The organism is Streptomyces sp. NPDC093261, assembly GCF_044753645.1.
GTDB lineage: Bacteria > Actinomycetota > Actinomycetes > Streptomycetales > Streptomycetaceae > Streptomyces.
This window is the reverse complement of the sequence record NZ_JBIVNO010000010.1, coordinates 100,354-126,573: the sequence shown is the minus strand read 5'-3', so window position 1 is coordinate 126,573 and position 26,220 is coordinate 100,354. Positions and strand designations below refer to the sequence as shown.

The following is a 26,220-nucleotide window of genomic DNA, read 5'->3' as shown; positions in this document are numbered from 1 at the left end:
GGCTGGGCTGCCGCGTCGTGTTGGGGGCCTGGGCCCTTTGGCGGGGGGGGGGGTCCCCCCCCCCCCCGCGCCCCCGGGGCGCGGGGGGGCGGGCGGGGCCGGCCCCCCACCGCTGCTGTCTTGGGGGCCTCCGGCTGGCCCGCGTGGCACCGCGGTTCCTAGACTCTGAGGTGTGGCCCGGCCCAACGACGAGGTCGAGGCGCTCCTGAAGGAGTACGCGGACCTCATCGCGATCACGGCAGGCGACGCGTTCAAGGCGCGCGCCTACGAGAAGGCCGCGCGCGCCATCGGCGGATACCCCGACGACATCTCCCGGCTGGACGCCGACGGGCTGCGGGGCATACCGAACGTGGGCCGCTCGATCGCCGAGAAGGTGCTCGAGTATCTGCACACCGGCACGGTCTCCGCGGTCGAGGAACGCCGGGCGAGGATCCCCGCCGGAGTGCGCGAACTCATCACGATCCCCACCCTGGGCCCGAAGAAGGCGATGCGGCTCTACGAGGACCTGCACATCGGGTCGGTGAACGAACTGGCCGCCGCGATCGAGGCGGACGCCCTGAGCGATCTGAAGGGCTTCGGCGCGAAGACGCAGGAGAACATCCTGCACGGCATCGCCCTGCTCCAGCAGACGGGCGGGCGTATCCCGCTGCATATGGCCGTCGACACGGCCGAGCAGATCGTCGCCGAGCTGTCCGGCGTGACCGGCTGCAAGCGCTGCGCATACGCCGGGTCCCTGCGCCGTATGCGGGAGACCGTCGGGGACATCGACGTCCTGGTCGCGGCGAAGCGGTCCGCCCCCTTCATGGACGCCCTGTGCGCGCTGCCGTCCACGGCCGAGGTGATCGCCCAGGGCACGAAGAAGACGTCGATCCGCACCACCAAAGGTGTCCAGGTCGACCTGCGGGTCCTGCCGCCGGACTCGTGGGGGGCCGGGCTCCAGTACTTCACCGGGTCGAAGGCGCACAACATCCGCACCCGCACCATCGCCGTCCGGCAGGGGCTGAAACTGTCCGAGTACGGTCTCTTCGACGTGGACAGCGGGCAGTCGCTGGCCTCCCGTACCGAGGAGGAGGTCTACGGCCGGCTCGGACTGCCGTGGATCCCGCCGACGCTGCGTGAGGACCGCGGGGAGATCGAGGCGGCGCTGCGCGGCGAACTGCCCGAGGTGGTGACCGAGCGGAGCATCCGCGGTGATCTGCACACCCACACCGACCTCACCGACGGCCTCGCGTCGCTGGAGACGATGGTGGAGGCGGCCGCCGCACGCGGCTACGCGTACTACGCGGTCACCGATCACGCGCCCCGCCTGTACATGCAGCGCATGACGGACGAGAAGATGCTCGCCCAGCGGGAGCGGCTGCGGGAGCTGGACGGCGTCCATCACGGAATGCGGCTGCTGCACGGCACCGAGCTGAACATCGGCCCCGAGGGGGAGGTGGACTGGCCCGACGACTTCCTCGCGGGCTTCGACCTCTGCGTGGCCTCCCTGCACTCCCACTTCGACCTGGACCGCAAGGCGATGACCAGGCGGCTGGTGCGGGCGTGCGAGAACCCGTACGTCAATGTGATCGGGCATCCGACCACCCGTCTGATCGGCAAGCGGCCGGGGGTCGACGCCGACTGGGACGAGGTGTTCGCGGTATGCGCCCGCACGGGGACCGCACTGGAGGTCAACGCCCAGCCCGACCGGCTGGACCTGTGCGACGAGGACATCCTGCGCGCCCGGGAGCACGGCGCGAAGTTCGCCGTGAACACCGATGCCCACTCCGTCCCGCACCTGGCCCAGCTGCGCTTCGGGGTCGGCACCGCGCAGCGCGGCTGGCTCACCCCGGACGACGTGGTCAACACCTGGCCACTGCGCCGGTTGCGCCGCTTCCTGGCCAAGGGCAGGTCCGGGTGAGGCGCGCCGCGTTCCCGGACGCGGCTCACCTCCGTTCACTTCCGCGCGGGCGGGGAGCGGAAGCGGAGTGTGCCGTCAGGGTCGAGGCCGATCCGCGTGCCGAGAGCGCGGCTGCATCCGTCGAGGGCGGCCCGCAGCCATGCGGCGTCCTCGGCCGTGGCGTGCTCCAGCCGCATCCTGCGCGACTGGAGGGGCACCATCCGCACCCCGGCCAGCCTGCCGGTGTCCGCCTCGACCGAGACCAGGTACAGCAGCCGCAGGTCGTCGCGGTAGTGCTCGTAGCCGCCGATGCCCTCGTAGTCGTCGACGAGATCGCCGCACCCGTAGAGGACGAGCCGGTCCCGGTAGGCCTCCAGGGGGCGCGGGTGGTGTGAGGAGTGCCCGTGGACGATGTCCACGCCCTCGTCGACGAGGGCGTGCGCGAACCGCACCTGGGCGCGTGAGATCTCGTAGCCCCAGTTGGAGCCCCAGTGGACGGAGGCGACGGCGAGGTCTCCGGGGCGTTTGTGGCGGCGCAGCCGGTCGGCGAACGCCGCCGCGGAGGCCATCGAGGGACCGGGCATGAGGTCGACGCCGGACCGCTCCCCGGTGGCGGCCCAGTGCTCGGGGATGCCGCTGGAGGGCATGCCGAAGGAGAACACCAGCACCCGGCCGCCGCCGCCGAGCGGCACGACCGCCGGCCGGCGGGCCGAGGCCGCGTCAGGGCCCGCCCCGGCCGTACGCAGCCCCGCGCCCGCCAGGGCGTCGAGGGTCTCGTCGAGGCCTGGGCGGCCGAAGTCCAGCACATGGTTGTTGGCCAGGGCGCAGACGTCCGGGCGCGCCGCCGCCAGACAGGGCAGATTGGCCGGGGTCATGCGGTAGTGGACGCCCTTGCCCGGCGCGAAGTCGTCCTGGCGGGTGACGGAGGTCTCCAGGTTGACCACCCGGACGTCGGGCGCGGCGGCCGCCAGGACTGGCAGGGCCTCGCCCCAGGGGTGGTGGAAGCCGCAGGGCCGGGGAATCGGCCCGTTCACCGCCTCGGCCAGGACGACGTAGTCCCGGGCGTCCTGGACGTACGCCTCCCGCAGCGCCGGGTCACCGGGGTGCGGGAGGATCTGGTCGACGCCCCGGCCGAGCATGACGTCGCCGCCGAGGAACAGCGTGACCAGGCCCTTGCCCTCGTTCACCCTCCCACGCTAAGGCGGTCGCGTGCGGGCGGCGAGGGGCGGCGTGGGGCGACCCGCGGGCGGGCGCGCGAGGCGCTAGACGTGGGCCGGGGCCATGTGGTCGGTGAACCAGTCGCGGGCCAGGTCGGTCACCACCTCCAGGGTGCCGGGCTCCTCGAACAGGTGGGTGGCGCCGGGGACGATGGAGAGGTGGTTCTCGCAGTGCAGCCGGGCCTGTGCCTGCCGGTTGAGGTCGAGCACGATCGGGTCGGCGCCGCCGACGATGAGCAGCGTCGGGGCGGTCACCGCCGGCAGCCGGGACCCGGCGAGGTCGGGGCGGCCGCCGCGGGAGACCACCGCGGCGATACGGGCCTCCGGCTCCGCGGCGGCCCACAGGGCGGCGGCGGCGCCGGTGCTCGCGCCGAAGTAGCCGACGGCCGGCCCCTCGTATCCGGCCCGTGTGCGCAGCCAGCGGGTGGCGTCGGTCAGCCGTCCGGCCAGCAGGCCGGTGTCGAACACATTGCCCCGGTCCTGCTCCTCCTCCTCGGTGAGCAGGTCGAACAGCAGGGTGCCGAGTCCGGCCCGGTTCAGGCCCGCGGCGACGAACTGGTTGCGCGGGCTGTGCCGGCTGCTGCCGCTGCCGTGCGCGAACACGACGATCCCGGGCGCTTCGTCGGGCACGGTGAGCTGCCCCATGAGCCGTACGGCACCGGCGCTCACCTCGACCTCCGTCTCCGGGGAGCGGGGAGCGGAGGCGGTCGAGGCGGGACGGCCGGCCGCCCGCCTCAGGCAGTCGGCGACCTCCTCGTCGTCGGTCTGGGCGAAGTCGGCGTAGAACTGGCCGATGGCGAAGAAGTCCCGCGGTGTGGCCACGGACACCAGTTCGTCGGCCTCCCCGCCCAGCCGCTCGGTCCAGTCGCTCGGGGCGACGGGGACGGCCAGCACGATCCGCTCGGCGCCCCGGGCGCGCGCGATCCGGCAGGCCGCCCGGGCGGTCGACCCGGTGGCCACGCCGTCGTCGACCACGACCACGGTCCGCCCCTCGACGGAGACGGGCTCGTGCGTGCCGCGGTAGCGCCGGCCCCGCCGTTCGAGGACCTCGCGTTCGTGCTCCTCGACCTGGGCGACTTCCTCCCGGGGCACGCGGGCCTCGCGCACCACCGCGTCGTTGATCACACGCACGCCGTCCTCGCCGATCGCCCCCATCCCCAGTTCGGGCTGGAACGGCACGCCGAGCTTGCGGACCAGGCAGACATCGAGTGGCGCGCCGATCGCGCGTGCGACCTCGAAGGCGACCGGGACTCCTCCCCTGGGCAGACCCAGCACGACCGCGTTCCGGCCCCTGAGGTGCTCAAGACGTGCGCCCAGTTGCCGGCCCGCTTCCTGGCGATCCATGAAGAGCACGGCTCGGCCTCCTCACTCCCGGGGCAGCCACAGCGGGGCGGGTGGGGCCTCCTCCGGCGCTCCGGCGTCCTCGATGTCTCCCGCGGCGGCGCGCAGCAGCTTCTGGCCCATCGCGATCAGCGCGCGCCCGGCGGCGAGTTCGTCCCCGATCTCCGGCACCGCCATGTCGTAGGGGTTGCGGTGTGCCGCGGCACAGCTCTCCAACAGGTTGTCACCGGTGTCCAGGACGACCCGGGCCGTGGTGGCGGGGTCGTGTTCGGAGAGGTAGAGACGCAGGTTCCACTCCTTGGCGGTGGGCGGCCGGCTGGGGGCGGCTCGGGTCGACGTCATCTTCCGTACCTCCTCACACCGGTGCGGTGCGGCGCCGCACGAGGCGCGCGCCCTTCTTCCACTGTGACTCCGATGGGGCGGGTGCGCACGCAAGCCGGGAGCGAAATCCCGACCGTCCGGCCGCCTCGCCCCGCCGTCCGCCCGCCCCGCGGGACCCCCGGCCCCGCCGGGCACAATGGCGGTCATGACCACGCGTTCCTGCCCGTGCGGACTGCCCGAGGCCTACGAGAGGTGCTGCGGCCGTTTCCACGCGGGTGCGGCGGCGCCCACCGCCGAGGCACTCATGCGGTCGCGGTACAGCGCCTTCGTCCAGGGGGACACGGGGTATCTGTTGCGGACCTGGCATCCGCGGACCCGGCCCGAGCGGCTCGATCCGGACCCCGGGATGCGCTGGAGGGGGCTGGAGGTCCTGGAGACGACGGGCGGGTCCGCGTTCCACTCCACGGGCACGGTGACCTTCCGCGCCTCCTACCGGGGCGGTGCGCTGCACGAGCGCAGCCGGTTCGAACGGGTGGACGGGGCCTGGGTGTACGTCGACGGGGACTTCCTGGACTGAGGCGGGCGCCGGCCGGTGACCGGGGCGGGCGCCACGATGAACACGGCGGATGTCGGCCCCGGCGGCCCAGGGGCTGCCGCGGGCCGCTAGGGCGCGAGGATGTCCAGTTCGTGCAGCGCGCCGACGGTGATCTCGCGGGTCAGCCGCTCCGCACGGGCCGCGTCGCCCTCCCGTACCGCCTCCGCGACCTGGACGTGCAGGGTGACCGCGGCCGGGTCGGGGTCCTCGAACATCACGTCGTGGTGGGTGCGGCCCGAGAGCACCTCCGCGACGACATCGCCCAGGCGGGCGAACATCTCGTTGCCGGACGCGGTCAGGATCGTCCGGTGAAAGGCCACGTCGTGGATCAGATAGCCCTCCAGCTGGTGGCCGCGTGAGTTCGCGACCATGCCGAGGGCGCACTCGGTCAGCTCGGCGCACTGCCCGGACGTGGCGTTGCGAGCGGCCAGGCCCGCGGCCACCGGTTCGATCGCCGAGCGCAGCACGGTCAGCGAGCGCAGCTGGTACGGGCGGTCGGCGCCGGCCAGGCGCCACCGGATGACCTGGGGATCGTAGACGTTCCACTCGGCCCTGGGCCGGACCGTCACGCCCACCCTTCGGCGGGACTCCACCAGGTGCATGGACTCCAGGACCCGGACCGCCTCGCGCATCACGGACCTGGAGACCTCGAAGTGCTGGGCGAGTTCGTCGGTGCGCAGGACGCTGCCCGGCGGGTACTCGCCGGCGGTGATCGCGGGGCCGAGGGTATCCAGTACACGGCCGTGCAGCCCCCGGCCCGGAGTGGTCATGCGCTCAGCGTACGAGGCGGATCACGGGAAGAAAAAGTCAGACTTATTTGTCACAGAGTCTTGAATTCGTCGTATCTAATCGGTTTCAGTGACGTCGACATCAGATGTCGACGAAGACAGCGAGAGCTTGATGCAGCAAGTGCGCACCCCCCACGCGGTCGTGGTCATGGGCGTCGCGGGCACGGGGAAGACCACGATCGGTCCCCTGCTTGCGGCCCGGCTCGGCGTTCCGTACGCCGAGGGCGACGACTTCCACCCCCCGGCGAACATCGCCAAGATGTCGGCGGGCGTCCCGCTCACCGACGAGGACCGGTGGCCCTGGCTGGACGCCATCGGCGCCTGGGCGCACGGGCGGGCGGGGCTCGGCGGGGTGGTCAGCAGCTCGGCGCTGAAGCGGGCGTACCGCGACCGGCTGCGAGCCGCTGCTCCCGGCGTTGTCTTCGTGCACCTCACGGGCGACCGGAAGCTCATCGAGGACCGTATGGCGCACCGGCAGGGGCACTTCATGCCCACCGCGCTGCTGGACTCCCAGTTCGCCACGCTCCAGCCGCTGGAGCCGGACGAGGCGGGAGTGGCGGTGGACGTCTCGGGCAGCCCCGAGGAGATCACCGCCCGCGCCGTGGACGCGTTGCGCGACCTCGAACGGTCCTCCGCCCAGCCCTCGCAGTAACCCCCGTCCTCGGGCGCCGCCTCCCGGAAAGGCGCGGCCCCGAGGCCCTCTTCCCACCAGAAACCGAGAGTTCCTCTCCTCACCCAAGGGACCCCCGTGACCAGACTCAGCGTCGAGATGCTGGCAGCGGACACCGTCGAGCCGATCACTTCGGCGGGCCACGCTCAACTGGGCATCGCGGCGGTGGCAGGCATCGCCGTCATCGTGCTGCTCATCACCAAGTTCAAGCTTCACGCCTTCCTGGCGCTGACCGTCGGCTCGCTCGCGCTCGGCGCGTTCGCCGGGGCGCCACTCGACAAGGCCATCACCAGCTTCACCACCGGCCTCGGCTCGACCGTCGCCGGTGTGGGCGTCCTGATCGCCTTGGGCGCGATCCTCGGCAAGCTGCTCGCCGACTCCGGCGGCGCGGACCAGATCGTCGACACGATCCTCAGCCGGGCCAAGGGCCGCGCGATGCCGTGGGCGATGGTGCTGATCGCCTCGGTGATCGGTCTGCCGCTGTTCTTCGAGGTCGGCATCGTGCTGCTGATCCCGGTCGTGCTGATGGTCGCCAGGCGTGGCAACTACTCGCTGATGCGGATCGGCATCCCGGCACTGGCGGGCCTGTCGGTTATGCACGGTCTGATCCCGCCGCACCCGGGGCCGCTGGTCGCGATCGACGCCGTCAAGGCCAACCTCGGCGTGACGCTGGCGCTCGGTGTGCTGGTCGCCGTCCCGACGGTGATCATCGCAGGACCGCTGTTCTCGAAGGTCGCGGCCCGCTGGGTGGACGCCCCGGTCCCGGAGCGCATGCTCCCGCCGCGCGCCTCCGAGGAGCTCGAGACCCGCCCCGGCTTCGGCGCCACGCTGGCCACCGTGCTGCTCCCGGTCGTCCTGATGCTGTCCAAGGCGCTGGTCGACATCGTGGTGGACGACCCCGCCAAGATGGTGCAGCGCGTCTTCGACGTGGTCGGCTCCCCGCTGATCGCCCTGCTCGCCGCCGTGATCGTCGGCATCTTCACGCTGGGCCGCCCGGCCGGGTTCACCAAGGAGCGCATCTCGGGGACCGTCGAGAAGGGCCTCGCCCCCATCGCCGGCATCCTGCTCATCGTGGGCGCGGGCGGCGGCTTCAAACAGACGCTGATCGACTGCGGCGTGGGCCAGATGGTCCTGGACATATCGAAGAACTGGTCGATCCCCGCCCTCCTGCTGGCCTGGCTGATCGCGGTGGCGATCCGGCTCGCGACGGGTTCCGCGACCGTGGCGACCGTCTCGGCGGCCGGTCTGGTCGCGCCGCTCGCGGCTGACATGTCGACGACTCACACCGCCCTGCTGGTCCTGGCCATCGGCGCCGGCTCGCTGTTCTTCAGCCATGTCAACGACGCCGGCTTCTGGCTGGTGAAGGAGTACTTCGGGCTGAGCGTCGGACAGACCGTCAAGACCTGGTCCGTCATGGAGACGATCATCTCGGTGGTCGCCGGCGCCCTGGTGCTCCTGCTGTCCCTTGTGATCTAGGAGTACGGCGATGACGGCTCACCCGCTCTTCGACATCGCAGGCCGCCGGGCGCTGGTGACCGGCTCCAGCCGCGGCATCGGGCTCGCCCTCGCCCGCGGTCTGCTGGAGGCCGGCTGCACGGTGGTCCTCAACGGACGCGATCCCGGCCGGCTCGCCCAGGCCGCGGCGCGGCTGCCCGGGGATGTGCACACGGCCGCGTTCGACGTGACCGACGGTTCCTCGGTGGCCGCGGGCATCGCGGACGTCGAGGAGCGGGTCGGGCCGCTCGACATCCTGGTCAACAACGCGGGCATGCAACTGCGCGCCCCGCTCCTGGAGTTCTCCGACGCCGACTGGCACCGGATCCTGGACACCAATCTGACCAGCGCGTTCCTGGTCGGTCGCGAGGCGGCCCGGCGGATGACCGAGCGCGGTCACGGGAAGATCATCAACATCTGCTCGTTGCAGAGCGAGGTGGTCCGCCCCGGTATCGCGTCGTACGCGGCCACCAAGGGCGCGCTGAAGATGCTCACCAAGGGCATGTGCGCGGACTGGGGCCCCCACGGGGTGCAGGTCAACGGGCTCGGGCCCGGCTACATCGAGACCGAGCTGACCCGGCCGCTCGTCGAGGACGAGGAGTTCAGCGCCTGGGTGCGGCGGCGCACCCCGGCCGGCCGCTGGGGGCGCACCGAGGACCTGGTGGGCGGGGCGCTGTTCCTCGCCTCCCCCGCGGCGGACTTCGTCGGCGGGCAGGTGCTGTACGTCGACGGCGGCATGACGAGCGTGCTGTGAACGATGCTTCGGCGGAAGGGACTTCGATGCTCGGTTGTGTGATCCACGGCCAGGGGGACCTGCGCGTCGACGAACTCCCCGTCCCGGTGGCCGGGCCCGGCGAGGCGCTGGTCGCCGTCCGCTACGGCGGGGTGTGCGGCTCGGACCTGCACTATTGGCGGCATGGCGGGGTCGGGGACTTCCGGCTGCGGGAGCCGCTGGTGCTCGGGCACGAGGTGGTGGGCACGGTCCTCTCCTACGGCGAGGGGGCGTCAGGCCCCGCGGCGGGCACCGCCGTCGCCGTGCATCCGGCCACTCCGTGCGGTGTGTGCCCGGAGTGCGGGGACGGCCGGCCGAACGTGTGCCGGGACACCCGCTATCTCGGCAGTGCGGCCCGCCAACCGCATGTCCAGGGCGCCTTCGCGGCCCGTGTGGCCGTCCCGGCCGGACAGCTGAGGCCGCTCCCGGCCGGCCTCGCACCGCGCCGCGCGGCGCTCGCCGAACCGCTGGCGGTGGCGCTGCACGCGGTGCGGCGGGCCGGTGCGGTGGCCGGACGGCGGGTGCTGGTCACCGGGGCCGGGCCGATCGGCGCTCTGGTGGTGGCGGCCGCGAAGGCGGCGGGCGCGGCCTCGGTGACGGTCACGGATCTGCTGCCGCGGGCGCTGGGATTCGCCGCGGCGGCGGGCGCCGACACCCTCGTACGGGCGGACGACCCGGACGACGCCGGATGGCCCGCGGACGTCGATGTGGCCGTCGAGGCGTCCGGGACCGCCGCCGGGCTCGACACCTGTCTGCGGCTGGTGCGGCGGGGCGGGGTCGTGGTCCAGCTCGGCATGCTGCCGCCGGGGCACAGTCCCTTCGCGGGGAACCTCGTGGTCAGCCGGGAGACAGAGCTGCGCGGGGCGTTCCGCTTCGACACCGAGTTCGACGACGCGCTCCGTCTGCTCGCGGCCGAGCAGGCGTTCGACGCGCTGATCAGCGCGGTCGTGCCGGTGCGGGAGGCCGAGTCGGCGTTCACCCTGGCCACGGATCGCAGCCGGTCCTGCAAGGTGCTGCTGGACTTCGGGGAGTGACCGGGGGCGGCCGGCAGCCGGCCGCCCCGCCCACGCGGCCCGGCGGCTACGGCCGCCACAGCGGGTGTTCCCGCTCCGCCCAGGTACGGCTGACCAGCCCGGTCCGCAGCCCGTGCCGGGCCTCCGGGTCCCCGAGGGCCATGCCGATGTGGCCGGCGAGGACCACACCGATCGTCAGGGCGAGCCAGTCGTGGACGAACGTCGCCGAGGTGCGCCACACCAGCGGGGTGAGGTGGGTGAACCACATCAGCACTCCCGTGCCGAGCATCACCAGCGTGGCGCCCGCGATCCAGGCCGCGTACGTCTTCTGGCCCGCGTTGAACTTGCCCGCGGGACGGGACGCGCGGCGCCGGTCCCGGCGCAGGGCCGCGCGCAGCCAGATCCGGTCGTGCGGCCCCCAGCGGTTGAGATGGCCGAGGTCCAGGCGGAAGGACCGGGAGACCAGACCCGCCAGGACGGGAACCGGGAGCATCAGCCCGGCCCACTCATGGATCCGCACCACCAGCTCGCGGCGGCCCACCAGCTCCGCGAACGCCGGGATGTACAGGCAGGCCGCGGTGGCCACGCAGACGCCCATCAGCGCGGCAGCCACCCGGTGCACCCAGCGCTCCGCGCGGGTGAAGCGACGTACCAGGGCCGGTGTGGAGACGGCGGGCGCGGCGTCAGTTCGTGGGGGCATCGTCCCGTCCGTTCGACCGGCCGACCCAGGCGTCGACGTCATACCCCCGGTCCTCCCAGTACCCGGGACGCACATCCCGGGTGACGGTGATGCCGGAGAGCCATTTGGCGGACTTGTAGAAGTACATGGGCGCCACATACAGCCGCACCGGGCCGCCGTGGTCGTGGGTGACGGGCTTGTCCTGCATCCGCAGGGCCACCAGCACGTCGTCGCGGCGCGCCTGCTCCAGGGTGAGGCTCTCGGTGTACGCCCCGTCGAAGCAGGTGAAGCGGACGGCACCGGCGGAGGAGCGGACCCCAGCGGCGTCCAGCAGCGTGGCCAGCCGCACTCCCTCGAACGGAGTCTTCGGCACCCGCCAGCCCGTGACGCACTGCACGTCCTGCACCAGCCGGGTCTGGGGCAGGGCCCGCAGATCGGCGAGCGTGTAGGTCTTCGGGTGGTCGACCAGGCCGTCCACGGTGAGGCGGTAGTCGCTCTCGCCCCGGTGCGGCACGGACGCCGTCACGGAGTAGTAGCGGAAGCCGCCGCCGTTGGGCAGCAGACCGGTCAGGCCCGTCGGATCCTTGCCGGAGACGCTGCCGAGGAAGGCTTCCAGGCCGCGCTGGAGCGTGGGGGCGGCGACGACACCGAGCGCGCCGAGTCCCAGGGTCCCCAGCAGGACCCGGCGGCCGATCGGGGTGCCGGACACGGAGGGCTCGGGTGTCTCCCGGTCGGCGGGCCGCGGTGCGTCCCGCTCTTCGGGTCGTTCAGGGTTCACAGAACGATTCGAGCACCCGGGACCCCCTCGGGGCCAGGGGGGACCGGTGCACGTCATGGTTCCGTCATATCTTCTCACCCTGTTCTCAGGGAGCAGCGCTGTTCCGAAGGGGCGGGCCGTTCCGAGACAGCAGGCCGTCCCCGGGGAGCAGGCCGTCCCCCAGAGAGCAGGCCGTTCCGAGACAGCAGGCCGTCCCCGGGGAGCAGGCCGTTCTCAGGGACCGGAGCCGTCCTCGCCAGGAAGCAAGCGGCTGCGGCCTTCGGCCCCGGCCCTTACCCGATCGCCCTCGCCGCCGCCCGTCCCGCCGTGCGCCCCGAGAAGAGACAGCCGCCGAGGAAGGTGCCCTCGAGGGAGCGGTAGCCGTGCACCCCTCCCCCGCCGAAGCCCGCCGCCTCGCCGGCCGCGTACACCCCCGGCAGCGGGTCGCCGCCCTCCGTCAGCACCCGCGAGGAGAGATCGGTCTCCAGGCCGCCGAGCGTCTTGCGGGTGAGGATGTTCAGCCGCACCGCGATCAGGGGGCCCGCCGTGGGGTCGAGAATGCGGTGCGGGGCGGCCGTGCGGATCAGCCGGTCGCCGAGGAAGCGGCGGGCCCCGCGGATCGCCGTCACCTGGAGGTCCTTGGTGAACGGGTTCAGGATCTCCCGGTCGCGCGCGACGATCGCACGGCGCAGCTCGGCCTCGTCGATGAGCGGCTCGTCGGTGAGCGCGTTCATGCCGCGCACGAGCGCCCCCAGGTCCTTCTCGACGACGAAGTCGACGCCGTGGTCCATGAACGCGCTGACCGGCCCGGGCACATCCGCGCGGGCCCGTCCGATGACGTCCCGTATCGACTTGCCCGTGAGGTCGGGATTCTGCTCGGAGCCGGACAAGGCGAACTCCTTGCCGATGATCTTCTGGTCGAGCACGAACCAGGTGTGGTCGTAGCCGGTCCGCATGATGTGCTCGAGGGTGCCGAGGGTGTCGAAGCCGGGGAAGAGCGGGACGGGCAGGCGCCGGCCGCGGGCGTCGAGCCAGAGGGAGGACGGGCCCGGCAGGATGCGGATGCCGTGGTTGTCCCAGATGGGGTCCCAGTTGTGCAGGCCCTCCGTGTAGTGCCACATGCGGTCGCGGTTGATCAGGCGGGCGCCCGCCCCCTCGGCGATGCCGAGCATCCTTCCGTCGACGTGCGCGGGCACGCCGGAGACCATCCGCTCCGGCGGACTGCCGAGGCGCTCGGGCCAGTTGGCGCGGACGAGGTCGTGGTTGCCGCCGATGCCGCCAGAAGTGATGATCACCGCTTGTGCCCTGAACTCGAACGCCCCCGTGACCGTCCGGCTGCTGGCCTTGCCCCGCAGTGCGTCCGAGGGCTCCAGGACCTCCCCGGTGACGGTGTCGACCGTGCCCGCTCCGCGCGCGAGACCGGTGACCCGGTGACGGAACCTCAGCTGGACGAGGCCGCGCGCGACCCCGTCCCGCACCCGTCGTACGAACGGTGCGAGCACCCCGGGTCCGGTCCCCCAGGTGATGTGGAAGCGGGGGACGGAGTTGCCGTGGCCGGTGGCGTCGTACCCGCCCCGCTCTGCCCAGCCGACCACCGGGAAGAAGCGGACGCCCTGCCGGTGCAGCCAGGCCCGCTTCTCCCCGGCGGCGAAGTCGACGTACGCCTCCGCCCACTTGCGCGGCCAGTGGTCCTCGGGGCGGTCGAAGGCGGCGGTGCCCATCCAGTCCTGGAGCGCCAGGGCATGGCTGTCCTTGATCCGCAGCCGGCGCTGTTCCGGCGAGTCGACGAGGAAGAGGCCGCCGAAGGACCAGAACGCCTGGCCGCCCATCGACTGCTCGGGCTCCTGGTCGAGCAGGATCACCTTCCGGCCCGCGTCCACCAGTTCCGCGGTCGCGGCGAGACCGGCGAGGCCCGCCCCGATCACGATGACATCAGCGTCGTAGGCCATGGGCCCGTTCCTCTCGCCGTGACGACCGGTCGGTTCGGGGTTACCGACGGGTCAGATCCTTCGGCAGGAAGAGTGACGGCGTCAACCGCCTGTTTCCGGGTACTCGGCGACGTCCGCGCTCTCCCGCGGGCCGTCATGGGCGGGTGGGGCCGGACCGGAAGCGGTCAACCCCGGGCGGGCACCCGCCCAGGGCGTTACAGTCGGCGTGATACGCATCCCGTGACCCCGCTGAATCATCGAGGTACAGCGTGTCGGTACTGGTTTTCACCCTCGCCGTGAGCGCGGCCTTCTGCCTGGGCACCGGGTTCGTGCTCCAGCAGAACGCCGCACAGCACGCGCCGTTGAGCGACTTCCTCTCCCCGCGGCTGCTGCTGGACCTGATGAGGATGCCTCGCTGGCTCGGCGGTATCGGCCTGATGGTGGTGGGCATGGCGCTCGGCGCCATCGCGCTGGCCCGCGGCGAGATCTCCCTGGTCGAGCCGCTCGTCGCCACGAACCTGCTGTTCGCGCTGGCCGAGTCCCGACGGCAGACCAAGCAGCCGCTGGGCCGTCAGGGATGGGCGGGGCTCGGGCTGCTCGCCGGCGGCGTCACGGCGTTCATCGTGGCGGGCCGGCCCAGGGCGGGAGTCGCGGTCACGGATCCCGTACGGCACTGGCTGATCATCGGCGTCATGGTGGGGCTTGCGCTGCTGCTGACGGCGTATGCGAAGAAGTCGCGGCTGATCATCGGACCGGTGCTGCTCGGCCTGGCGGCGGGGCTGCTGTACGGCGTGCAGGACGCGCTCACCCGGGTCAGCGGACAGCGGCTCACGGCGGGCGGCTGGACGGAGTTCATCACCGGCTGGCAGCCCTACGGTGTGCTGGTGCTCGGGGTGACGGGGCTGATCCTGGTGCAGAGCGCGTTCGAGACGGCACCGCTGCGGATGTCCCTGCCGGCGCTGACCGCGGCCCAGCCGCTGGCCGGGATCCTGTGCGGAGTGGGCTTCCTCGGCGACCGGCTGCGCACCGACACGGGCGCGCTGGCCTGGGAGGCGGCGGGCCTCGCGGCGATCGTCCTCGGCATCGTGCTGCTCGGGCTGCACCCGGCCATGCCCCGGGGGACGGCGGAGCCGGAACGGGAGAGGGATCTCCAGCCGCGGTGAGGCGCACGGGCGCTCCGGACGCGGGCCGCGCTCCGGCACGGGTGACGCTTCAGGCACGGGCCGCGCTCCGGCACGGGGGACGCTTCAGGCACGGGCCGCACTCCGGGCACAGGTGACGCTTCAGACACGGTGACCCTTCAGGCACGGCGGCGGTCCGGGCACGGGCCGCACTCCGGGCACAGGTGACGCTTCAGACACGGTGACCCTTCAGGCGCGGGCGGCACTCCGGGCACGGGCCGCACTCCGGGCACAGGTGACGCTTCAGACACGGTGACCCTTCAGGCACGGGCGGCACTCCGGGCACGGGCCGCACTCCGGGCACAGGTGACGCTTCAGACACGGTGACCCTTCAGGCGCGGGCGGCACTCCGGGCACGGGCCGCACTCCGGCAGCGCACCCGGAGGCGGGCGGCGTGGTGTGGGCCCGGCGGGGCGAGTGCCGGTTCCGGCTGCTTGGATGGGCCCATGAGTGCCGCTGACGAACTCCTCGACATCGTGGACGAGAACGACAGGGTCATCGGGCAGTCGCCGCGCGGCGAGGCGTATGCGCGCGGGCTGCGTCACCGGTGCGTGTTCATCCAGGCACGGGACGGCGAGGGGCGGCTCTTCGTCCATCGCCGCACTCCCACCAAGCTGGTCTTCCCCTCCCTGTACGACATGTTCGTCGGCGGGGTGGTCGGCGCGGGCGAGACCTACGACGACGCCGCTCTGCGGGAGGCGGAGGAGGAACTCGGCGTCAGCGGGCTGCCCCGGCCCGAGCCGCTCTTCACGTTCCTGTACGACGACAGCGCCGGCCGGTCCTGGTGGTCGGCGGTCTACCAGGTCCGCTGCGATCTGCCCGTCAGCCCCCAGGCCGAGGAGGTCGCCTGGCACGCCTTCCTTCCGGAGGAGGAGGTGGAGCGGCGGCTGTCGGAGTGGGAGTGGGTTCCGGACGGTCTGGCCGCGTACGAGCGGCTCAAGGAGCACCGCCGGTCGACGGCCTGACCTCTCCGCCCGCGCCGGCGGGGCTCCCGGGCCCGCGCGGCCGCGCCCGTCACCGCCCCGGCGGGCGCCCCGGGGGCGGACCGGTAGGGTCCTGCTCGTGAGCGAATTCGTGCGCAACGTCCGGCTGTGGTTTGCGCCTCAGGAGATCCGGCAGGAAGGCCGTACGCCCGACTACCGCTTCTCCCTGGCCAACGAGCGCACCTTTCTGGCCTGGCTGCGGACCGCGCTGGCGCTGATCGGCGGCGGCTTCGCCGTGGACCAGTTCCTGCCGAGCCTGCGCTGGGCCTGGCGGGCCGGGCTCGCGCTGGGGCTGCTCGCCGCCGGAGTCCTGTGCGCGCTGCGCGCCATCAACCACTGGGTGCGCTGTGAACGGGCGATGCGGTGCGGCGAGGACCTTCCCGCGTCCCGGTTCCCGGCGGTGCTGAGCATCGCCGTCGCCGTGGTGGCGGTCGCGATGGTCGTGATCGTGCTCTTCGGCTGGGCGGGATGAGCGTCCCGGCCCCGGAGCGCGACCGGGGACTCCAGCCGGAACGCACCCGGCTCGCCTGGCGCCGTACGACCCTGTCGTGCACGGTGGCCGCCGTGCTGGCCGCGAAGACGGCGCTGCACGACAGGACGGCGGCCGGCACGGTCGTGGTCACCCTGTGCGCCCTGCTCTGGTTCGGTTTCCTGGCCCTCGCCCATCGGCGCATCCGTGCCCTGGCCACCGTGGAGGCCGGCCGTCCGCCACGCCTCCAGCCCCGTCACGCCGCCGCCGCGACCCTCTGCACGGCCGCCCTCGCCTTGTGCGCGGCCGCACTGGTCTTCTGAGAGCGCCCGGGGCGCCGACACGGCACACTGGACGAGTAAGACGGGATTGTCCCCTTTCATCCCGCCTGGATTCATCCCGTCCATCTTGTGCCGTCATCCGCACGACACCTCCGAGGTGAGCGCCATGAGTACCCAGCATGCGGAACACACAGCCCACCCCCACAGCCACGGCCCGGCCTGCGGACACGAGGCCGTACCGCACGCCGATCACGTCGACTACGCGCACGACGGCCATCTGCACCGCGAGCACAACGGCCACTGGGACGAGTGCGAGACCAGCGGGCACATCACCCACGAGGGCCATGAGCACCGGCACGGCGAGGGCTGCGGCCACCGCCCGGTCCGCCATGGCGACCACGTCGACTATCTGCACGACGGCCACCGGCACGCCGAGCACGAGGGACACTGGGACGACCACTGAAGGCTCCGTAGCCGCGCCGGACACCCCGGTCAGCGTGGGCCCGTTGTCGACTGGCAGGCTGTGGGTCACCGGTTGACGACGACTCAGGGGGTCCCATGCCTGCGGCCGAGCCGTACACGTGCGCACTCGCCGACGACGTACACGCCTATGTCCAGCCGGACGGCGGGTGGTGCCTGAACAACGCCGGGTTCGTGGGGGACGGGACCACGACCCTCCTCGTCGACACCGCGGCGACCGAGCGGCGCACCCGCGCCCTGGCCGCCGCGGTCGCGGCCACCGGGGCGCCCGCGCCGCGGTTCGTCGTCAACACCCACCACCACGGCGACCACACCTATGGCAACGGGCTCTTCGCGCCGTCCGCGACCATCGTCTCGCACGCCGACTGCCGACGGGAGGCGCTCGCGAGCGGGCACAACCTGGCGCTGGTGTGGCCCGGGATCGACTACGGGGACATCCGCATCCGGGGCGCCGACCTGACGTACACCGACCGCACGAGGGTGCATGTCGGCGGGATCGACGCGGAGATCATCCACCCCGGTGTCGCCCACACCGTCGGGGACAGTGTGGTGTGGCTGCCGCACCGGCGGGTGCTGTTCGCCGGTGACCTCGTCTTCGAGGGTGGTACGCCGTTCTTCCTGATGGGGTCGCTGAGCGGCTCACTGCGCGCCCTCGAGGTGCTGCGCGGCCTCGGCGCGGAGACGGTGGTGCCGGGCCACGGCGCGATCACCGACCCCTCGGAGTTCGACCGCACCGAGCGCTATCTGCGGTTCGTGGCGGAGGTGGCGCAGGAGAACCACGCGGCGGGGCGTACCCCGCTGCAGGCCGCACAGGCCACCGATCTCGGGGAGTTCGCGGAGTGGCGCGAGAGCGAGCGACTGGTGGCCAATCTGCACCGTGCCTATGCGGAGCTGGACGGGCGTCCTGAGGGCACGCCGCTGGATCCGCTGCCCGCCTTCCACGACATGGCGGTGGTGAACGGCGGGGAGATGGTGGCCAGCCACGCGTGAGAGCGCGGTGGCGCGTCGCCGCACTCTCCCGGGTCCCCTCGGCGCCACGGCGAGCTCGTGGCGCCGATCACGTTTGCCGTGCCCACTGGACGACATACCGACCGGTCGGCATCATGATGCAGGTCCCGTTTTCCGCGCCCGTAGGAGCAATGATGAGCCCAGACCACCCGCCGGGTCTCGATCTCGACCGGCTGCGCGGCCTGCTCGACGCCGAGCGGCCCGGCCTGGTGAGCGGCCCTCTGACCGGCCGGCTGATCGAGGGCGGGCGGTCGAACCTCACCTACGCCGTCACGGACGGCACCACCCGGTGGGTCGTACGCCGCCCCCCGCTCGGACATGTCCTGGCCACCGCGCACGACATGAAGCGCGAGCACCGGGTGATCAGCGCGCTGTACCCGACGGCGGTCCCGGTACCACGCCCGGTGCTGCTGTGCGAGGACGAGTCGGTCCTTGGCGCCCCGTTCTATGTGATGGACTTCGTCGAGGGCACGCCCTACCGCACCGCGGAGCAACTGGCCACGCTCGGCCCGCGGCGCACGCGCGAGGCGATCCTCGGCCTGGTGGACACCCTGGTCGAACTGCACGCGGTGGACCCGGCGGAGGTGGGGCTCGCCGATTTCGGCCGCCCCGAGGGCTTCCTGGACCGGCAGCTCCGCCGCTGGGGCAAGCAGCTGGACGCCTCCCGCAACCGCGAGCTGCCCGGCATCGACGAGCTGCACGCGGCGCTCGGCCGCACGCTGCCCGCCTCGCCGGCGCCCACCGTGATCCACGGCGACTACCGCCTGGACAACGTGCTGCTCGGCGACGACGACCGGATCGCCGCCATCCTCGACTGGGAGATGTCCACGCTCGGCGACCCGCTCACCGACGTCGGCCTGCTGGTGATGTACAGCGTGCCCCTGCGGCTGCCGGACTCCCCCATCTCCACCACCGCCACCGCCGCGGGACACCCGGACCCGGCCGAGCTGATCGAGCGGTACGCCGCCCGTGCGGGGCGCGACCTCACCGCCGTCTCCTGGTACACGGCGTTCGCCTGGTTCAAGCTCGCCGTGATCCTGGAGGGCATCCACTACCGCTACACCCTCGGCCAGACGGTCGGACGGGGCTTCGACCGCATCGGCGAGCTGGTGCCCGTCTTCATCGAGCACGGCCTGACCACCCTCAAGGAAGGCTGATCCGCCATGGACTTCGCGTTCGACGCGCGCACCGAGGAACTGCGTGCCAAGCTGCTCGCCTTCATGGACGAGTACGTCTACCCGGCGGAGGCCGTCGCCGAGGAGCAGCGCGCGCGGCTCGCCTCGCCCTGGGACACCCCCGCGATCGTCGGGGAACTGAAGGCCGAGGCCCGCCGGCAGGGTCTGTGGAACCTGTTCCTGCCGGACTCGGAGTACGGCGCCGGACTCACCAACCTCCAGTACGCCCCGCTTGCGGAGATCACCGGTCGCTCCCCGCATCTCGCGCCCACCGCGCTGAACTGCGCGGCGCCCGACACGGGCAACATGGAGGTGCTGGCCCAGTTCGGCGACGAGCGGCAGAGGAAGCAGTGGCTGGAGCCCCTGCTCGCCGGGGAGATCCGGTCGGCGTTCGCGATGACCGAGCCGGAGGTGGCCTCCTCCGACGCCACCAACATCACCACGCGTATCGAGCGCGACGAGGGGGGCGCCTCCCGCTCGAGCGGAGCCGAGTACGTGATCACCGGCCGCAAGTGGTACATCTCCGGGGCGATGAATCCGGACTGCAAGATCTTCATCGTGATGGGCAAGACGGACCCGGACGGACCCGACATCCGCCGTCAGCAGTCGATGGTGCTGGTCCCGCGCGACACTCCCGGTGTGCACGTCAAGCGCGCGATGCAGGTCTACGGCTACGAGGACCACTCCCACGGCGGTCACGCCGAGGTGGTCTTCGACCACGCGCGCGTGCCGGTGTCCAACCTGATCGGCGAGGAGGGCGGCGGCTTCGCCATCGCCCAGGCCCGGCTCGGTCCGGGCCGGATCCACCACTGCATGCGGCTGATCGGCATGGCCGAGCGCGCGATCGAGCTGATGTGCCGGCGGGCCGTCTCCCGTACCGCGTTCGGCAAGGCGCTGGCCCAGCAGGGCGTCGTGCACAACTGGATCGCCGACGCGCGCGTGGCCGTGGAGCAGCTCCGGCTGCTGGTCCTGAAGACCGCGTGGATGATGGACACGGTCGGCAACCGGGGCGCCCACGCCGAGATCCAGGCCATCAAGATCGCCACCCCGCGCACGGTCGTCGACATCATCGACAAGGCGGTCCAGTTGCACGGCGCGGGCGGGGTGAGCCAGGACTTCCCGCTGGCCGAACTGTGGGCGGCGGCCCGGACCCTGCGGCTCGCGGACGGCCCGGACGAGGTGCACCAGCGGTCCCTGGCGCGCCGGGAGCTGAAGAAGTACGTGTGAGGCACGGGATGAGGGGCGGAATGAGGGGCGGCCGTGGGCACGGCCGCCCCTCGTGCGCCCGGGGCTCAGGGACGCAGCGCCCGCAACAGCAGATCCGCGAGGTGGTCGGCGACCTGCTGGGGGCCGAGCGGTCCGTCGGGCCGGTACCAGGTCGACAGATGGTGCACCGAGCCGAAGTGGTAGTCGACCACAAGGTCGGCGGGCGTGGCGGTGGAGAACACGCCCTCCTTCTGGCCCTCCTCGATCAGGGCTCGGAACCGTTCGTGGTAGCGGCGGCGCTCGGCGCGTACCTGCTTGTTCTTCTCCGGGCTCAGATGGTGCATGGACCGGAAGAAGATCATGGCGTCGTCGAGGTTCTCGATGGTGGTGACGACGACGTCCGCGGCGGCGGCCCGCAGCCGCTTCTCGACCGGCTCGTCGGCGTCCGCGAAGGCGTCGAGGCGCTCCTGCTGTACGCGCAGCACGCGCGCGTACACCTCGTGCAGCAGATCGTCCTTGGAGCCGAAGTAGTGGTACAGGGCTCCCTTGGTGACGCCGGCCGCCTCGACGATCTCCTGCACGGAGGTGCGGTCGTACCCCTGGTCGGCGAAGAGCCGGGTGGCGGCGGCCAGCAGCCGCTGCGGGACGGGCGTACCGTCCCCGTCCGTCGTTCTGGGCACTGCCGCCACCTGCCTTTCCTCGATGTCTACCGGGTGTCTACCGGATCGTCTGCGAACGGGAACGCAGTTCCCGACGAAGGATCTTCCCACTCGCCGTTTTCGGCAGGTCGGGCAGGATCTCCACCTGGCGCGGGTATTTGTAGGCGGCCAGTCTGTCCTTGCAGTACGCGGCGAGCGCGTCCGGGTCGGTCTCGGCGCCCGGACGCAGGCTGATGTACGCCTTGACCGTCTCCCCCCGGTAGCCGTCCGGCACCCCGACGACGGCCGCCTCGCGCACCGCCGGATGGGTGTAGAGGACGTCCTCGACCTCGCGCGGCCACACCTTGAAGCCGGACGCGTTGATCATGTCCTTCTTGCGGTCGACGACGTACAGCCAGCCCTGCTCGTCCATGAAGCCGATGTCCCCGGTGCGCAGTTCCCCGTCCGGGAAGGTCTCGGCGGTGGCGTCGGGCCGCCCCCAGTAGCCGGGCACCACCTGCGGGCCCCGGACGACGATCTCGCCCTGCTCGCCGAACGGTACCTCCCGCCCCTGGTCGTCGACGATGCGGACGACGGTGTCGGGGCCCGGCACGCCGACGGCGAGCGTCCCGGAGACGGGGTCCACGGGGGCCTCCCGGCCGGGAGGCACGGAGGCGCACGGCGCGGTGCACTCGGTGAGGCCGTAACCGTTGCGGATGTACGGCCCGAAACCGGCCCGGAACTTCTCCACCAGGGCGGGCGGCAGCGGGGCTCCGCCGGAGGAGATGCCCGTGAAGGAGGTGAAGTGGTCGGGGGTGACGGACGGGTGGGCGGCCAGCGCCATGAAGGCCGTCGACGGGCCCACGGTGTAGTGGGGCCGGTGCTCGGCGAACGCGTCGAGGACGACGCCCGCGTCGAAGCGGTAGGCGAGGACGAGTGTGCCTCCGCTGGTGAGGCAGGCCACCAGTTCGCACACCATGCCGGTGATGTGGAACAGGGGCGCCAGCGCGAAGTAGACGGGCACCTCGGGCAGTTTCAGTCCGGTCCGCTGCCGCTCGGCGTTGTACATGACGTTGGCGTGCGTGTTGGTGGCGCCCTTGGGGGTGCCGCTGGTGCCGGAGGTGTAGCTGATCAGCGCGATGCCGGAGGGGACCGGGTCGCGGCCCTCGGGCGCCGGGTGGCCCTGCCGGGCGACGGCCAAGAGGTCGTCGGCGTCGGCGGCCGGTTCCGCTCGCTCGAAGGTCAGCACGCGCGCGTCGCCCCGGGACTGAAGATCCAGCTCGCAGGCGGTGAGCACGATGCGGACCGGTGAGCCCACGGCCGTGTCCCGCAGATACGCCTCCCACGCGCGGTCGGCGCACACCAGGGCGCTCACCTCGGCGTCCTTCAGGATGTGGGTGACCTCGCCCGACTTGTACATCGGGTTGACGGGGACGACGGTCGCGCCCGCCTTCCAGGCGCCCAGCAGGGCGATCACGAAGTGCGGGGAGTTCTGGAGCATGATCGCGACCCGCTCGCCGGGCGCGAGGCCGCGGGCCGCGAGGTGCCCGGCGACCGAGTCGGTGAGGTCGTCCAGTTCCGCGTAGGTGAGGCGCCCGTCGAAATAGGCGAGAGCCGTGCGGTCCCGGGGGACCGTGCGCAGGGCGTGCACCAGGGAGTCGGCGGGGCGGACGGGGGCGCGCTGGGCGTCGTCGAGGAGGGCGAGCCAGGGCCTCGCGGCGTAACGGGAGGTGGTCACCGGGCGGACTCCCACTTCTGCTGGAGGTGGTTCATGTTCGTCAGCCAGTGGTCCGGCTCGGTGGCGCGTGCCTGGTAGTAGGCGGCGACCTCGGGGTGCGGCAGGATCAGGAACCGGTCCTGCGCGATGCCCTTGAGGAGCGCGTCGGCGACATCCGCGGGGTCGATCGCGGTCGGCACGAGCACCAGTTCACCCGCGCTGCCGGAGGCGGTCAGCATGTCGGTGCGCACGCCCTGGGGGCAGATCGCGTGGACCTTGAGGCCGCGGTGGCGGTAGGTCAGCGAGAGCCACTCGGCGAAGGCGTAGGCCCCGTGCTTGGTGACGCTGTACGGGGCGGCGCCGATCATGGTGAGCAGTCCGGCGGCCGAGACGGTGGAGACGAACCGGCCCTCGCCGCGCTCCAGCCAGGCGGGCAGCAGGGCCCGGGCGGCGCGGACGTGCGCCATGACGTTGACGTCCCAGGCCTGCGCCCACACCTCCTCGCCGGCGGCCTCGGTGCCGCCGGAGCCGAGGCCCGCGTTGGCGCAGTAGATGTCGACCGTGCCGCCGAGGGCGTCCCGCGCCTCGGCCACGATCGTGGAGGCATCGCCCGGGACCGCGATGCCGCCGATCTCGTCGGCGACGGCCTTCGCCCGTCCGGCGTCGATGTCGTTGACGACGACCCGCGCCCCCTCGGCGGCGAAGCGGCGGGCCAGGGCGGCCCCGATTCCGCCGCCCGCCCCGGTGACGACCACTCCCGCATCCTGCACGGCTTCCACCATCGGTCTCCTTCGACGCGACGCGACTGGGCTCTGTTGCAGTCGGCTCTGCTGCGATCACCAGACTAACCAGTCGGTATGTAACGAGGGAAGGGGCTCCTCCGATGGGCGGTGCGCATGACAGTTCCGTCGATCACGGAGGTCACCGCATGAGTCTGTCCAGACGGGAGCTGCTCACCACGACGACGGCGACGGCCGTGTCGCTCTCGGCGACCGCCGCGTCCACCGCGCCCGCGCCGCGCACGGCGCCCGCCGACGCGCACGGCGGACGCGTGCGCACCGGTTTCGAACGGCTGGCCGCGGACGGCTACGCGCTCCTGCACGGCCGACGGGTCGGGGTGGTCACCAATCCGACCGGAGTGACCCATGAGCTGCGCCACATCGTCGATGTGATGCACGCGGACCCCCGGGTGGACCTGGTCGCGGTCTTCGGCCCCGAGCACGGCTTCCGCGGCACCGCCCAGGCTGGCGGCTCGGAGGGCCGCTACGACGATCCGGCGACCGGACTTCCCGTGTACGACACCTACGGCAAGAGCGGACAGCCGCTCGCGGACGTCTTCGCGGCCTCCGGCGTCGACACGGTCGTCTTCGACATCCAGGACGTGGGCGCCCGCTTCTACACCTACATCTGGACGCTCTACGACTGCATGGAGGCGGCGCGGATCGCCGGCAAGCGGTTCGTGGTCCTGGACCGGCCCAATCCCGTGACCGGGCGGTCCGCCCAGGGACCGGTCCTGCACCGGGAGTTCGCGTCCTTCGTCGGACGGCAGCCGGTCTCCCAGGCGCACGGCATGACGGTGGCGGAGCTGGCACGGCTGTTCAACGGGGAGTTCCTGAGCACACCGGTCCCGCTGGAGACCGTCCTGATGACCGGCTGGCGGCGGTCCGACCTCTACGATGCCTCCGGCCTGCCCTGGGTGCCGCCGAGCCCGAACATGCCGACGCCCGACACCGCCCTGGTCTATTCGGGAACCTGCCTGTTCGAGGGCACCAGCCTCTCGGAGGGACGCGGCACCACCCGTCCCTTCGAACTGCTCGGCGCCGAGGGCATCGACGGGCGGTGGGCGGCCGAGGCGGAGCACCTGGGCCTGCCCGGGGTGCACTTCAGGGAGGCGTACTTCGCGCCCACGTTCTCCAAGTTCCAGGGCAAGACCGTGGGCGGTGTGCAGATCCATGTGCACGACCGGGCCGCCTACGACCCCGTACGCACCGGGATCGCGCTGCTCGTGACCGCCAGGAAGGTGTGGAGCGGCTTCGCGTGGCGCCCCGACAACTGGATCGACAGGCTCACCGGGTCCGCGCGGGTGCGCACGATGATCGACGCGGGCGCGACGGCCGACGAGGTCGTGGCCGCGTGGCAGGACGAGCTGCGCGCCTTCCGGCGGATCCGCGAGGAGTATCTCGTGTACGGATGAGTCATGACGTATGGCCAAGTTCCCCCACCGGCAGGACGATGCGGACACGGCGCACTCGACACGGGGTGAAGGGGATCCGTCATGGCGGGACCGGCGATCGGTGTGAGTCCCTACTGGGAGCTGACCTTCGACGCGGACGGGGACGTGGACGCTCCCGAACGGGACCGGCTGCTCGCGGAGGCGTCCGGGCACGGGGTGCGGGATCTGCTGGTCTTCGCGCACGGCTGGAACAACGAGCGCTCCGGCGCGACACGGCTCTACGGCCGCTTCTTCGCCCCGGTGCCCTCGCTGGCGCCGAAGGCCCGCCTGGGCTACGTGGGCGTGATCTGGCCGTCGATGATGTTCGCGGACGAAGCGGTCCCCGACTTCCCGCCGTCGGCCGCGGCGGACGTTCCCGCGGCCGAGCGGCCTGGCCTGGACGAAGGCAGCCGGCAGGCGCTGCTGAAGGTATTCCCCGACCGCGCGACGGTGGTGGAGGGGCTCGCCCGGCTGCTGGACCGGCGCCCGGACGACGGCCCCTCGCCGGCGGAGTTCGGCCGGCTGCTGCGGCTGCTGGTGGAGGTGGAACCGCGGGGCCCGCAGGCCGCGTGCGCCGCGGACACGGCACTCGAGGAGGCGCCCGGGAGCGCCCTCGAGATGCTGGGGGGCGACATCGGACAGGTGTGCCGGGACTTCGCCCGGGCCCTGGAGCGGGTGGAGGCGGCGGCCTCGGGCGCGGAAACGCTCTCGTTGACGCCCAAGGGGCTGTGGGACGGGGCGCGCGAGGTGTTGCGGCAGGCCACGTACTACGCGATGAAGCGGCGCGCGGGCACGGTCGGGGAGCGCGGGCTCGGGCCGGTGATCGGGCGGCTCGCGCAGTCGGCGCCGGGTGTGCGGGTGCATCTCGTCGGCCACAGCTTCGGCGGACGGCTGGTGTCGTTCGCGCTGCGCGGGCTGCCGGACGGGGTGCCCACGGTGAAGTCCGTGACACTGCTCCAAGGAGCCTTCTCCCACTACGCGTTCGCGGCCCGCCTTCCGGACGACCCGGGGTCCGGCGGCGTCCTGCACGACTGCCGCGGCCGGGTGGACGGACCCCTGGTGTGCTGCCACTCCCGCTTCGACTCGGCGCTCGGCACCTTCTATCCGCTGGCCTCACGGATGGCCGGGGACGATCGCTCGCTGACCGGCGGGCTCACGGGGGACTTCGACATCGGCCGCCTGCTGGGGCCCAGATGGGGCGCGATGGGGCACGACGGCGTGCAGGCGGTGGACGGCACCCGGGCCCTGGCGCTCGCCGACGCGCTGCGGGGGCTGCCGGCGACGGGCTGTGTGAACGTCGACGCGTCCGCCGTGGTCTGCCACGGCGGACCGCCCTCCGGCGCGCACAGCGACATCGTGCACCGGGAACTGGCACAACTGGTGCTGGCGGCGGGCCGGGTGGCCTGACCCGCCGCC

General features: G+C 72.5%; 26 protein-coding genes. 16 read left to right on the top strand and 10 right to left on the bottom strand.

The window, feature by feature from the left end; all coding sequences use genetic code 11:
* Positions 1-172: 172 nt before the first annotated feature.
* Positions 173-1,900 (top strand): DNA polymerase/3'-5' exonuclease PolX, encoded by a 1,728-nt coding sequence (gene polX / locus ACIP94_RS21775; protein ID WP_402427889.1) that lies wholly within the window; start codon positions 173-175, stop codon positions 1,898-1,900.
* Positions 1,901-1,935: 35 nt separating this feature from the next.
* Here polX and ACIP94_RS21770 read toward each other — a convergent pair whose 3' ends face one another.
* The 3 genes from ACIP94_RS21770 to ACIP94_RS21760 form a co-directional block, all read right to left on the bottom strand.
* Positions 1,936-3,018: a CapA family protein gene (locus ACIP94_RS21770; protein WP_402428471.1), complete on the bottom strand. Its 1,083-nt coding sequence runs from the start codon at positions 3,016-3,018 to the stop codon at positions 1,936-1,938.
* A gap of 123 nt (positions 3,019-3,141) precedes the next feature.
* Positions 3,142-4,449, bottom strand: a complete 1,308-nt coding sequence (locus ACIP94_RS21765; RefSeq protein WP_402427886.1) for a phosphoribosyltransferase family protein — start codon at positions 4,447-4,449, stop codon at positions 3,142-3,144.
* Positions 4,450-4,461: 12 nt separating this feature from the next.
* On the bottom strand, positions 4,462-4,779 hold the full coding sequence (locus tag ACIP94_RS21760) for a dsRBD fold-containing protein (RefSeq protein WP_402427883.1): 318 nt from the start codon (positions 4,777-4,779) through the stop codon (positions 4,462-4,464).
* A gap of 184 nt (positions 4,780-4,963) precedes the next feature.
* On the opposite strand from ACIP94_RS21760, the gene ACIP94_RS21755 reads away from it, so the two are divergent.
* The gene (locus tag ACIP94_RS21755; protein WP_402427880.1) at positions 4,964-5,335 is read left to right on the top strand and encodes a YchJ family protein; all 372 of its coding nucleotides are present in this window, start codon (positions 4,964-4,966) and stop codon (positions 5,333-5,335) included.
* Between the two features lie 86 nt (positions 5,336-5,421).
* Here the strand turns inward: ACIP94_RS21755 and ACIP94_RS21750 are convergent, their stop codons facing one another.
* Complete coding sequence (locus tag ACIP94_RS21750) at positions 5,422-6,123, bottom strand: FadR/GntR family transcriptional regulator (RefSeq protein ID WP_402427876.1); 702 nt, start codon at positions 6,121-6,123, stop codon at positions 5,422-5,424.
* A gap of 130 nt (positions 6,124-6,253) precedes the next feature.
* Here ACIP94_RS21750 and ACIP94_RS21745 point away from each other — a divergent pair, with 130 nt between their 5' ends.
* The 4 genes from ACIP94_RS21745 to ACIP94_RS21730 all read left to right on the top strand — a co-directional run bounded on the left by ACIP94_RS21745 (position 6,254) and on the right by ACIP94_RS21730 (position 10,111).
* On the top strand, positions 6,254-6,793 hold the full coding sequence (locus tag ACIP94_RS21745; protein WP_402428468.1) for a gluconokinase: 540 nt from the start codon (positions 6,254-6,256) through the stop codon (positions 6,791-6,793).
* A 96-nt stretch (positions 6,794-6,889) separates the two neighbouring features.
* Positions 6,890-8,287 carry a GntP family permease gene (locus tag ACIP94_RS21740; RefSeq protein WP_402427873.1) on the top strand — a complete coding sequence of 466 codons (1,398 nt, stop codon included), beginning with the start codon at positions 6,890-6,892 and terminating at the stop codon, positions 8,285-8,287.
* 10 nt (positions 8,288-8,297) lie between these two features.
* Positions 8,298-9,059 carry an SDR family oxidoreductase gene (locus ACIP94_RS21735; protein WP_402427870.1) on the top strand — a complete coding sequence of 254 codons (762 nt, stop codon included), beginning with the start codon at positions 8,298-8,300 and terminating at the stop codon, positions 9,057-9,059.
* Between the two features lie 26 nt (positions 9,060-9,085).
* The gene (locus tag ACIP94_RS21730; protein ID WP_402427867.1) at positions 9,086-10,111 is read left to right on the top strand and encodes an L-idonate 5-dehydrogenase; all 1,026 of its coding nucleotides are present in this window, start codon (positions 9,086-9,088) and stop codon (positions 10,109-10,111) included.
* 46 nt (positions 10,112-10,157) lie between these two features.
* Here ACIP94_RS21730 and ACIP94_RS21725 read toward each other — a convergent pair whose 3' ends face one another.
* The 3 genes from ACIP94_RS21725 to ACIP94_RS21715 form a co-directional block, all read right to left on the bottom strand.
* Entirely contained in the window at positions 10,158-10,790 is a 633-nt protein-coding gene (locus ACIP94_RS21725) for a cytochrome b/b6 domain-containing protein (protein ID WP_402427864.1), read from the bottom strand.
* Positions 10,774-11,547, bottom strand: coding sequence for a molybdopterin-dependent oxidoreductase (locus ACIP94_RS21720; protein WP_402427861.1), 774 nt, complete (start codon positions 11,545-11,547; stop codon positions 10,774-10,776). The genes ACIP94_RS21725 and ACIP94_RS21720 overlap by 17 nt, the downstream gene beginning before the upstream one ends.
* Positions 11,548-11,819: 272 nt before the next feature.
* Positions 11,820-13,475 carry an FAD-binding dehydrogenase gene (locus tag ACIP94_RS21715; RefSeq protein WP_402427858.1) on the bottom strand — a complete coding sequence of 552 codons (1,656 nt, stop codon included), beginning with the start codon at positions 13,473-13,475 and terminating at the stop codon, positions 11,820-11,822.
* Between the two features lie 248 nt (positions 13,476-13,723).
* Between ACIP94_RS21715 and ACIP94_RS21710 the strand changes: the two genes are divergently transcribed.
* The 8 genes from ACIP94_RS21710 to ACIP94_RS21675 all read left to right on the top strand — a co-directional run bounded on the left by ACIP94_RS21710 (position 13,724) and on the right by ACIP94_RS21675 (position 20,258).
* Positions 13,724-14,617, top strand: coding sequence for a DMT family transporter (locus ACIP94_RS21710; protein ID WP_402427855.1), 894 nt, complete (start codon positions 13,724-13,726; stop codon positions 14,615-14,617).
* A 464-nt stretch (positions 14,618-15,081) separates the two neighbouring features.
* The gene (locus tag ACIP94_RS21705; RefSeq protein WP_402427852.1) at positions 15,082-15,600 is read left to right on the top strand and encodes an NUDIX hydrolase; all 519 of its coding nucleotides are present in this window, start codon (positions 15,082-15,084) and stop codon (positions 15,598-15,600) included.
* 97 nt (positions 15,601-15,697) lie between these two features.
* Positions 15,698-16,090: a YidH family protein gene (locus ACIP94_RS21700; RefSeq protein ID WP_402427849.1), complete on the top strand. Its 393-nt coding sequence runs from the start codon at positions 15,698-15,700 to the stop codon at positions 16,088-16,090.
* A complete protein-coding gene (locus ACIP94_RS21695; RefSeq protein ID WP_402427846.1) occupies positions 16,087-16,410 on the top strand; it encodes a DUF202 domain-containing protein in 324 nt (107 codons plus the stop codon). The genes ACIP94_RS21700 and ACIP94_RS21695 overlap by 4 nt, the downstream gene beginning before the upstream one ends.
* A gap of 124 nt (positions 16,411-16,534) precedes the next feature.
* A complete protein-coding gene (locus ACIP94_RS21690; RefSeq protein ID WP_402427843.1) occupies positions 16,535-16,831 on the top strand; it encodes a hypothetical protein in 297 nt (98 codons plus the stop codon).
* 95 nt (positions 16,832-16,926) lie between these two features.
* Positions 16,927-17,838 carry an MBL fold metallo-hydrolase gene (locus ACIP94_RS21685; protein ID WP_402427841.1) on the top strand — a complete coding sequence of 304 codons (912 nt, stop codon included), beginning with the start codon at positions 16,927-16,929 and terminating at the stop codon, positions 17,836-17,838.
* 152 nt (positions 17,839-17,990) lie between these two features.
* On the top strand, positions 17,991-19,013 hold the full coding sequence (locus ACIP94_RS21680) for a phosphotransferase family protein (protein WP_402427837.1): 1,023 nt from the start codon (positions 17,991-17,993) through the stop codon (positions 19,011-19,013).
* Positions 19,014-19,019: 6 nt separating this feature from the next.
* Positions 19,020-20,258 carry an acyl-CoA dehydrogenase family protein gene (locus tag ACIP94_RS21675; RefSeq protein WP_402427834.1) on the top strand — a complete coding sequence of 413 codons (1,239 nt, stop codon included), beginning with the start codon at positions 19,020-19,022 and terminating at the stop codon, positions 20,256-20,258.
* 65 nt (positions 20,259-20,323) lie between these two features.
* Here ACIP94_RS21675 and ACIP94_RS21670 read toward each other — a convergent pair whose 3' ends face one another.
* Genes ACIP94_RS21670 through ACIP94_RS21660 form a run of 3 tightly spaced genes read right to left on the bottom strand, consistent with a single transcriptional unit; the run spans position 20,324 to position 23,374 of the window.
* Positions 20,324-20,917, bottom strand: coding sequence for a TetR/AcrR family transcriptional regulator (locus ACIP94_RS21670; protein ID WP_402427831.1), 594 nt, complete (start codon positions 20,915-20,917; stop codon positions 20,324-20,326).
* A 37-nt stretch (positions 20,918-20,954) separates the two neighbouring features.
* Positions 20,955-22,613, bottom strand: coding sequence for a class I adenylate-forming enzyme family protein (locus tag ACIP94_RS21665; RefSeq protein ID WP_402427828.1), 1,659 nt, complete (start codon positions 22,611-22,613; stop codon positions 20,955-20,957).
* The gene (locus ACIP94_RS21660; RefSeq protein WP_402427825.1) at positions 22,610-23,374 is read right to left on the bottom strand and encodes an SDR family oxidoreductase; all 765 of its coding nucleotides are present in this window, start codon (positions 23,372-23,374) and stop codon (positions 22,610-22,612) included. The genes ACIP94_RS21665 and ACIP94_RS21660 overlap by 4 nt, the downstream gene beginning before the upstream one ends.
* Before the next feature lie 146 nt (positions 23,375-23,520).
* Here ACIP94_RS21660 and ACIP94_RS21655 point away from each other — a divergent pair, with 146 nt between their 5' ends.
* Together ACIP94_RS21655 and ACIP94_RS21650 are read left to right on the top strand one after the other, a co-directional pair.
* Positions 23,521-24,786: an exo-beta-N-acetylmuramidase NamZ domain-containing protein gene (locus tag ACIP94_RS21655; RefSeq protein WP_402427822.1), complete on the top strand. Its 1,266-nt coding sequence runs from the start codon at positions 23,521-23,523 to the stop codon at positions 24,784-24,786.
* A gap of 81 nt (positions 24,787-24,867) precedes the next feature.
* Positions 24,868-26,211, top strand: a complete 1,344-nt coding sequence (locus ACIP94_RS21650; RefSeq protein ID WP_402427819.1) for a serine-threonine protein kinase — start codon at positions 24,868-24,870, stop codon at positions 26,209-26,211.
* Positions 26,212-26,220 lie beyond the last annotated feature (9 nt).

Excerpts from the sequence above, each read along its gene's own strand:
- ACIP94_RS21650 (WP_402427819.1), top strand. The coding sequence starts at position 24,868 with ATGGCGGGACCGGCGATCGGTGTGAGTCCCTACTGGGAGCTGACCTTC.
- ACIP94_RS21770 (WP_402428471.1), bottom strand. The coding sequence starts at position 3,018 with ATGCTCGGCCGGGGCGTCGACCAGATCCTCCCGCACCCCGGTGACCCG.
- ACIP94_RS21685 (WP_402427841.1), top strand. The coding sequence starts at position 16,927 with ATGCCTGCGGCCGAGCCGTACACGTGCGCACTCGCCGACGACGTACAC.
- ACIP94_RS21695 (WP_402427846.1), top strand. The coding sequence starts at position 16,087 with ATGAGCGTCCCGGCCCCGGAGCGCGACCGGGGACTCCAGCCGGAACGC.
- ACIP94_RS21660 (WP_402427825.1), bottom strand. The coding sequence starts at position 23,374 with ATGGTGGAAGCCGTGCAGGATGCGGGAGTGGTCGTCACCGGGGCGGGC.
- ACIP94_RS21745 (WP_402428468.1), top strand. The coding sequence starts at position 6,254 with ATGCAGCAAGTGCGCACCCCCCACGCGGTCGTGGTCATGGGCGTCGCG.
- ACIP94_RS21750 (WP_402427876.1), bottom strand. The coding sequence starts at position 6,123 with ATGACCACTCCGGGCCGGGGGCTGCACGGCCGTGTACTGGATACCCTC.
- ACIP94_RS21690 (WP_402427843.1), top strand. The coding sequence starts at position 16,535 with ATGAGTACCCAGCATGCGGAACACACAGCCCACCCCCACAGCCACGGC.
- ACIP94_RS21760 (WP_402427883.1), bottom strand. The coding sequence starts at position 4,779 with ATGACGTCGACCCGAGCCGCCCCCAGCCGGCCGCCCACCGCCAAGGAG.
- ACIP94_RS21705 (WP_402427852.1), top strand. The coding sequence starts at position 15,082 with ATGAGTGCCGCTGACGAACTCCTCGACATCGTGGACGAGAACGACAGG.
- ACIP94_RS21755 (WP_402427880.1), top strand. The coding sequence starts at position 4,964 with ATGACCACGCGTTCCTGCCCGTGCGGACTGCCCGAGGCCTACGAGAGG.
- ACIP94_RS21655 (WP_402427822.1), top strand. The coding sequence starts at position 23,521 with ATGAGTCTGTCCAGACGGGAGCTGCTCACCACGACGACGGCGACGGCC.
- ACIP94_RS21725 (WP_402427864.1), bottom strand. The coding sequence starts at position 10,790 with ATGCCCCCACGAACTGACGCCGCGCCCGCCGTCTCCACACCGGCCCTG.
- ACIP94_RS21715 (WP_402427858.1), bottom strand. The coding sequence starts at position 13,475 with ATGGCCTACGACGCTGATGTCATCGTGATCGGGGCGGGCCTCGCCGGT.
- ACIP94_RS21730 (WP_402427867.1), top strand. The coding sequence starts at position 9,086 with ATGCTCGGTTGTGTGATCCACGGCCAGGGGGACCTGCGCGTCGACGAA.
- ACIP94_RS21675 (WP_402427834.1), top strand. The coding sequence starts at position 19,020 with ATGGACTTCGCGTTCGACGCGCGCACCGAGGAACTGCGTGCCAAGCTG.
- ACIP94_RS21735 (WP_402427870.1), top strand. The coding sequence starts at position 8,298 with ATGACGGCTCACCCGCTCTTCGACATCGCAGGCCGCCGGGCGCTGGTG.
- ACIP94_RS21680 (WP_402427837.1), top strand. The coding sequence starts at position 17,991 with ATGAGCCCAGACCACCCGCCGGGTCTCGATCTCGACCGGCTGCGCGGC.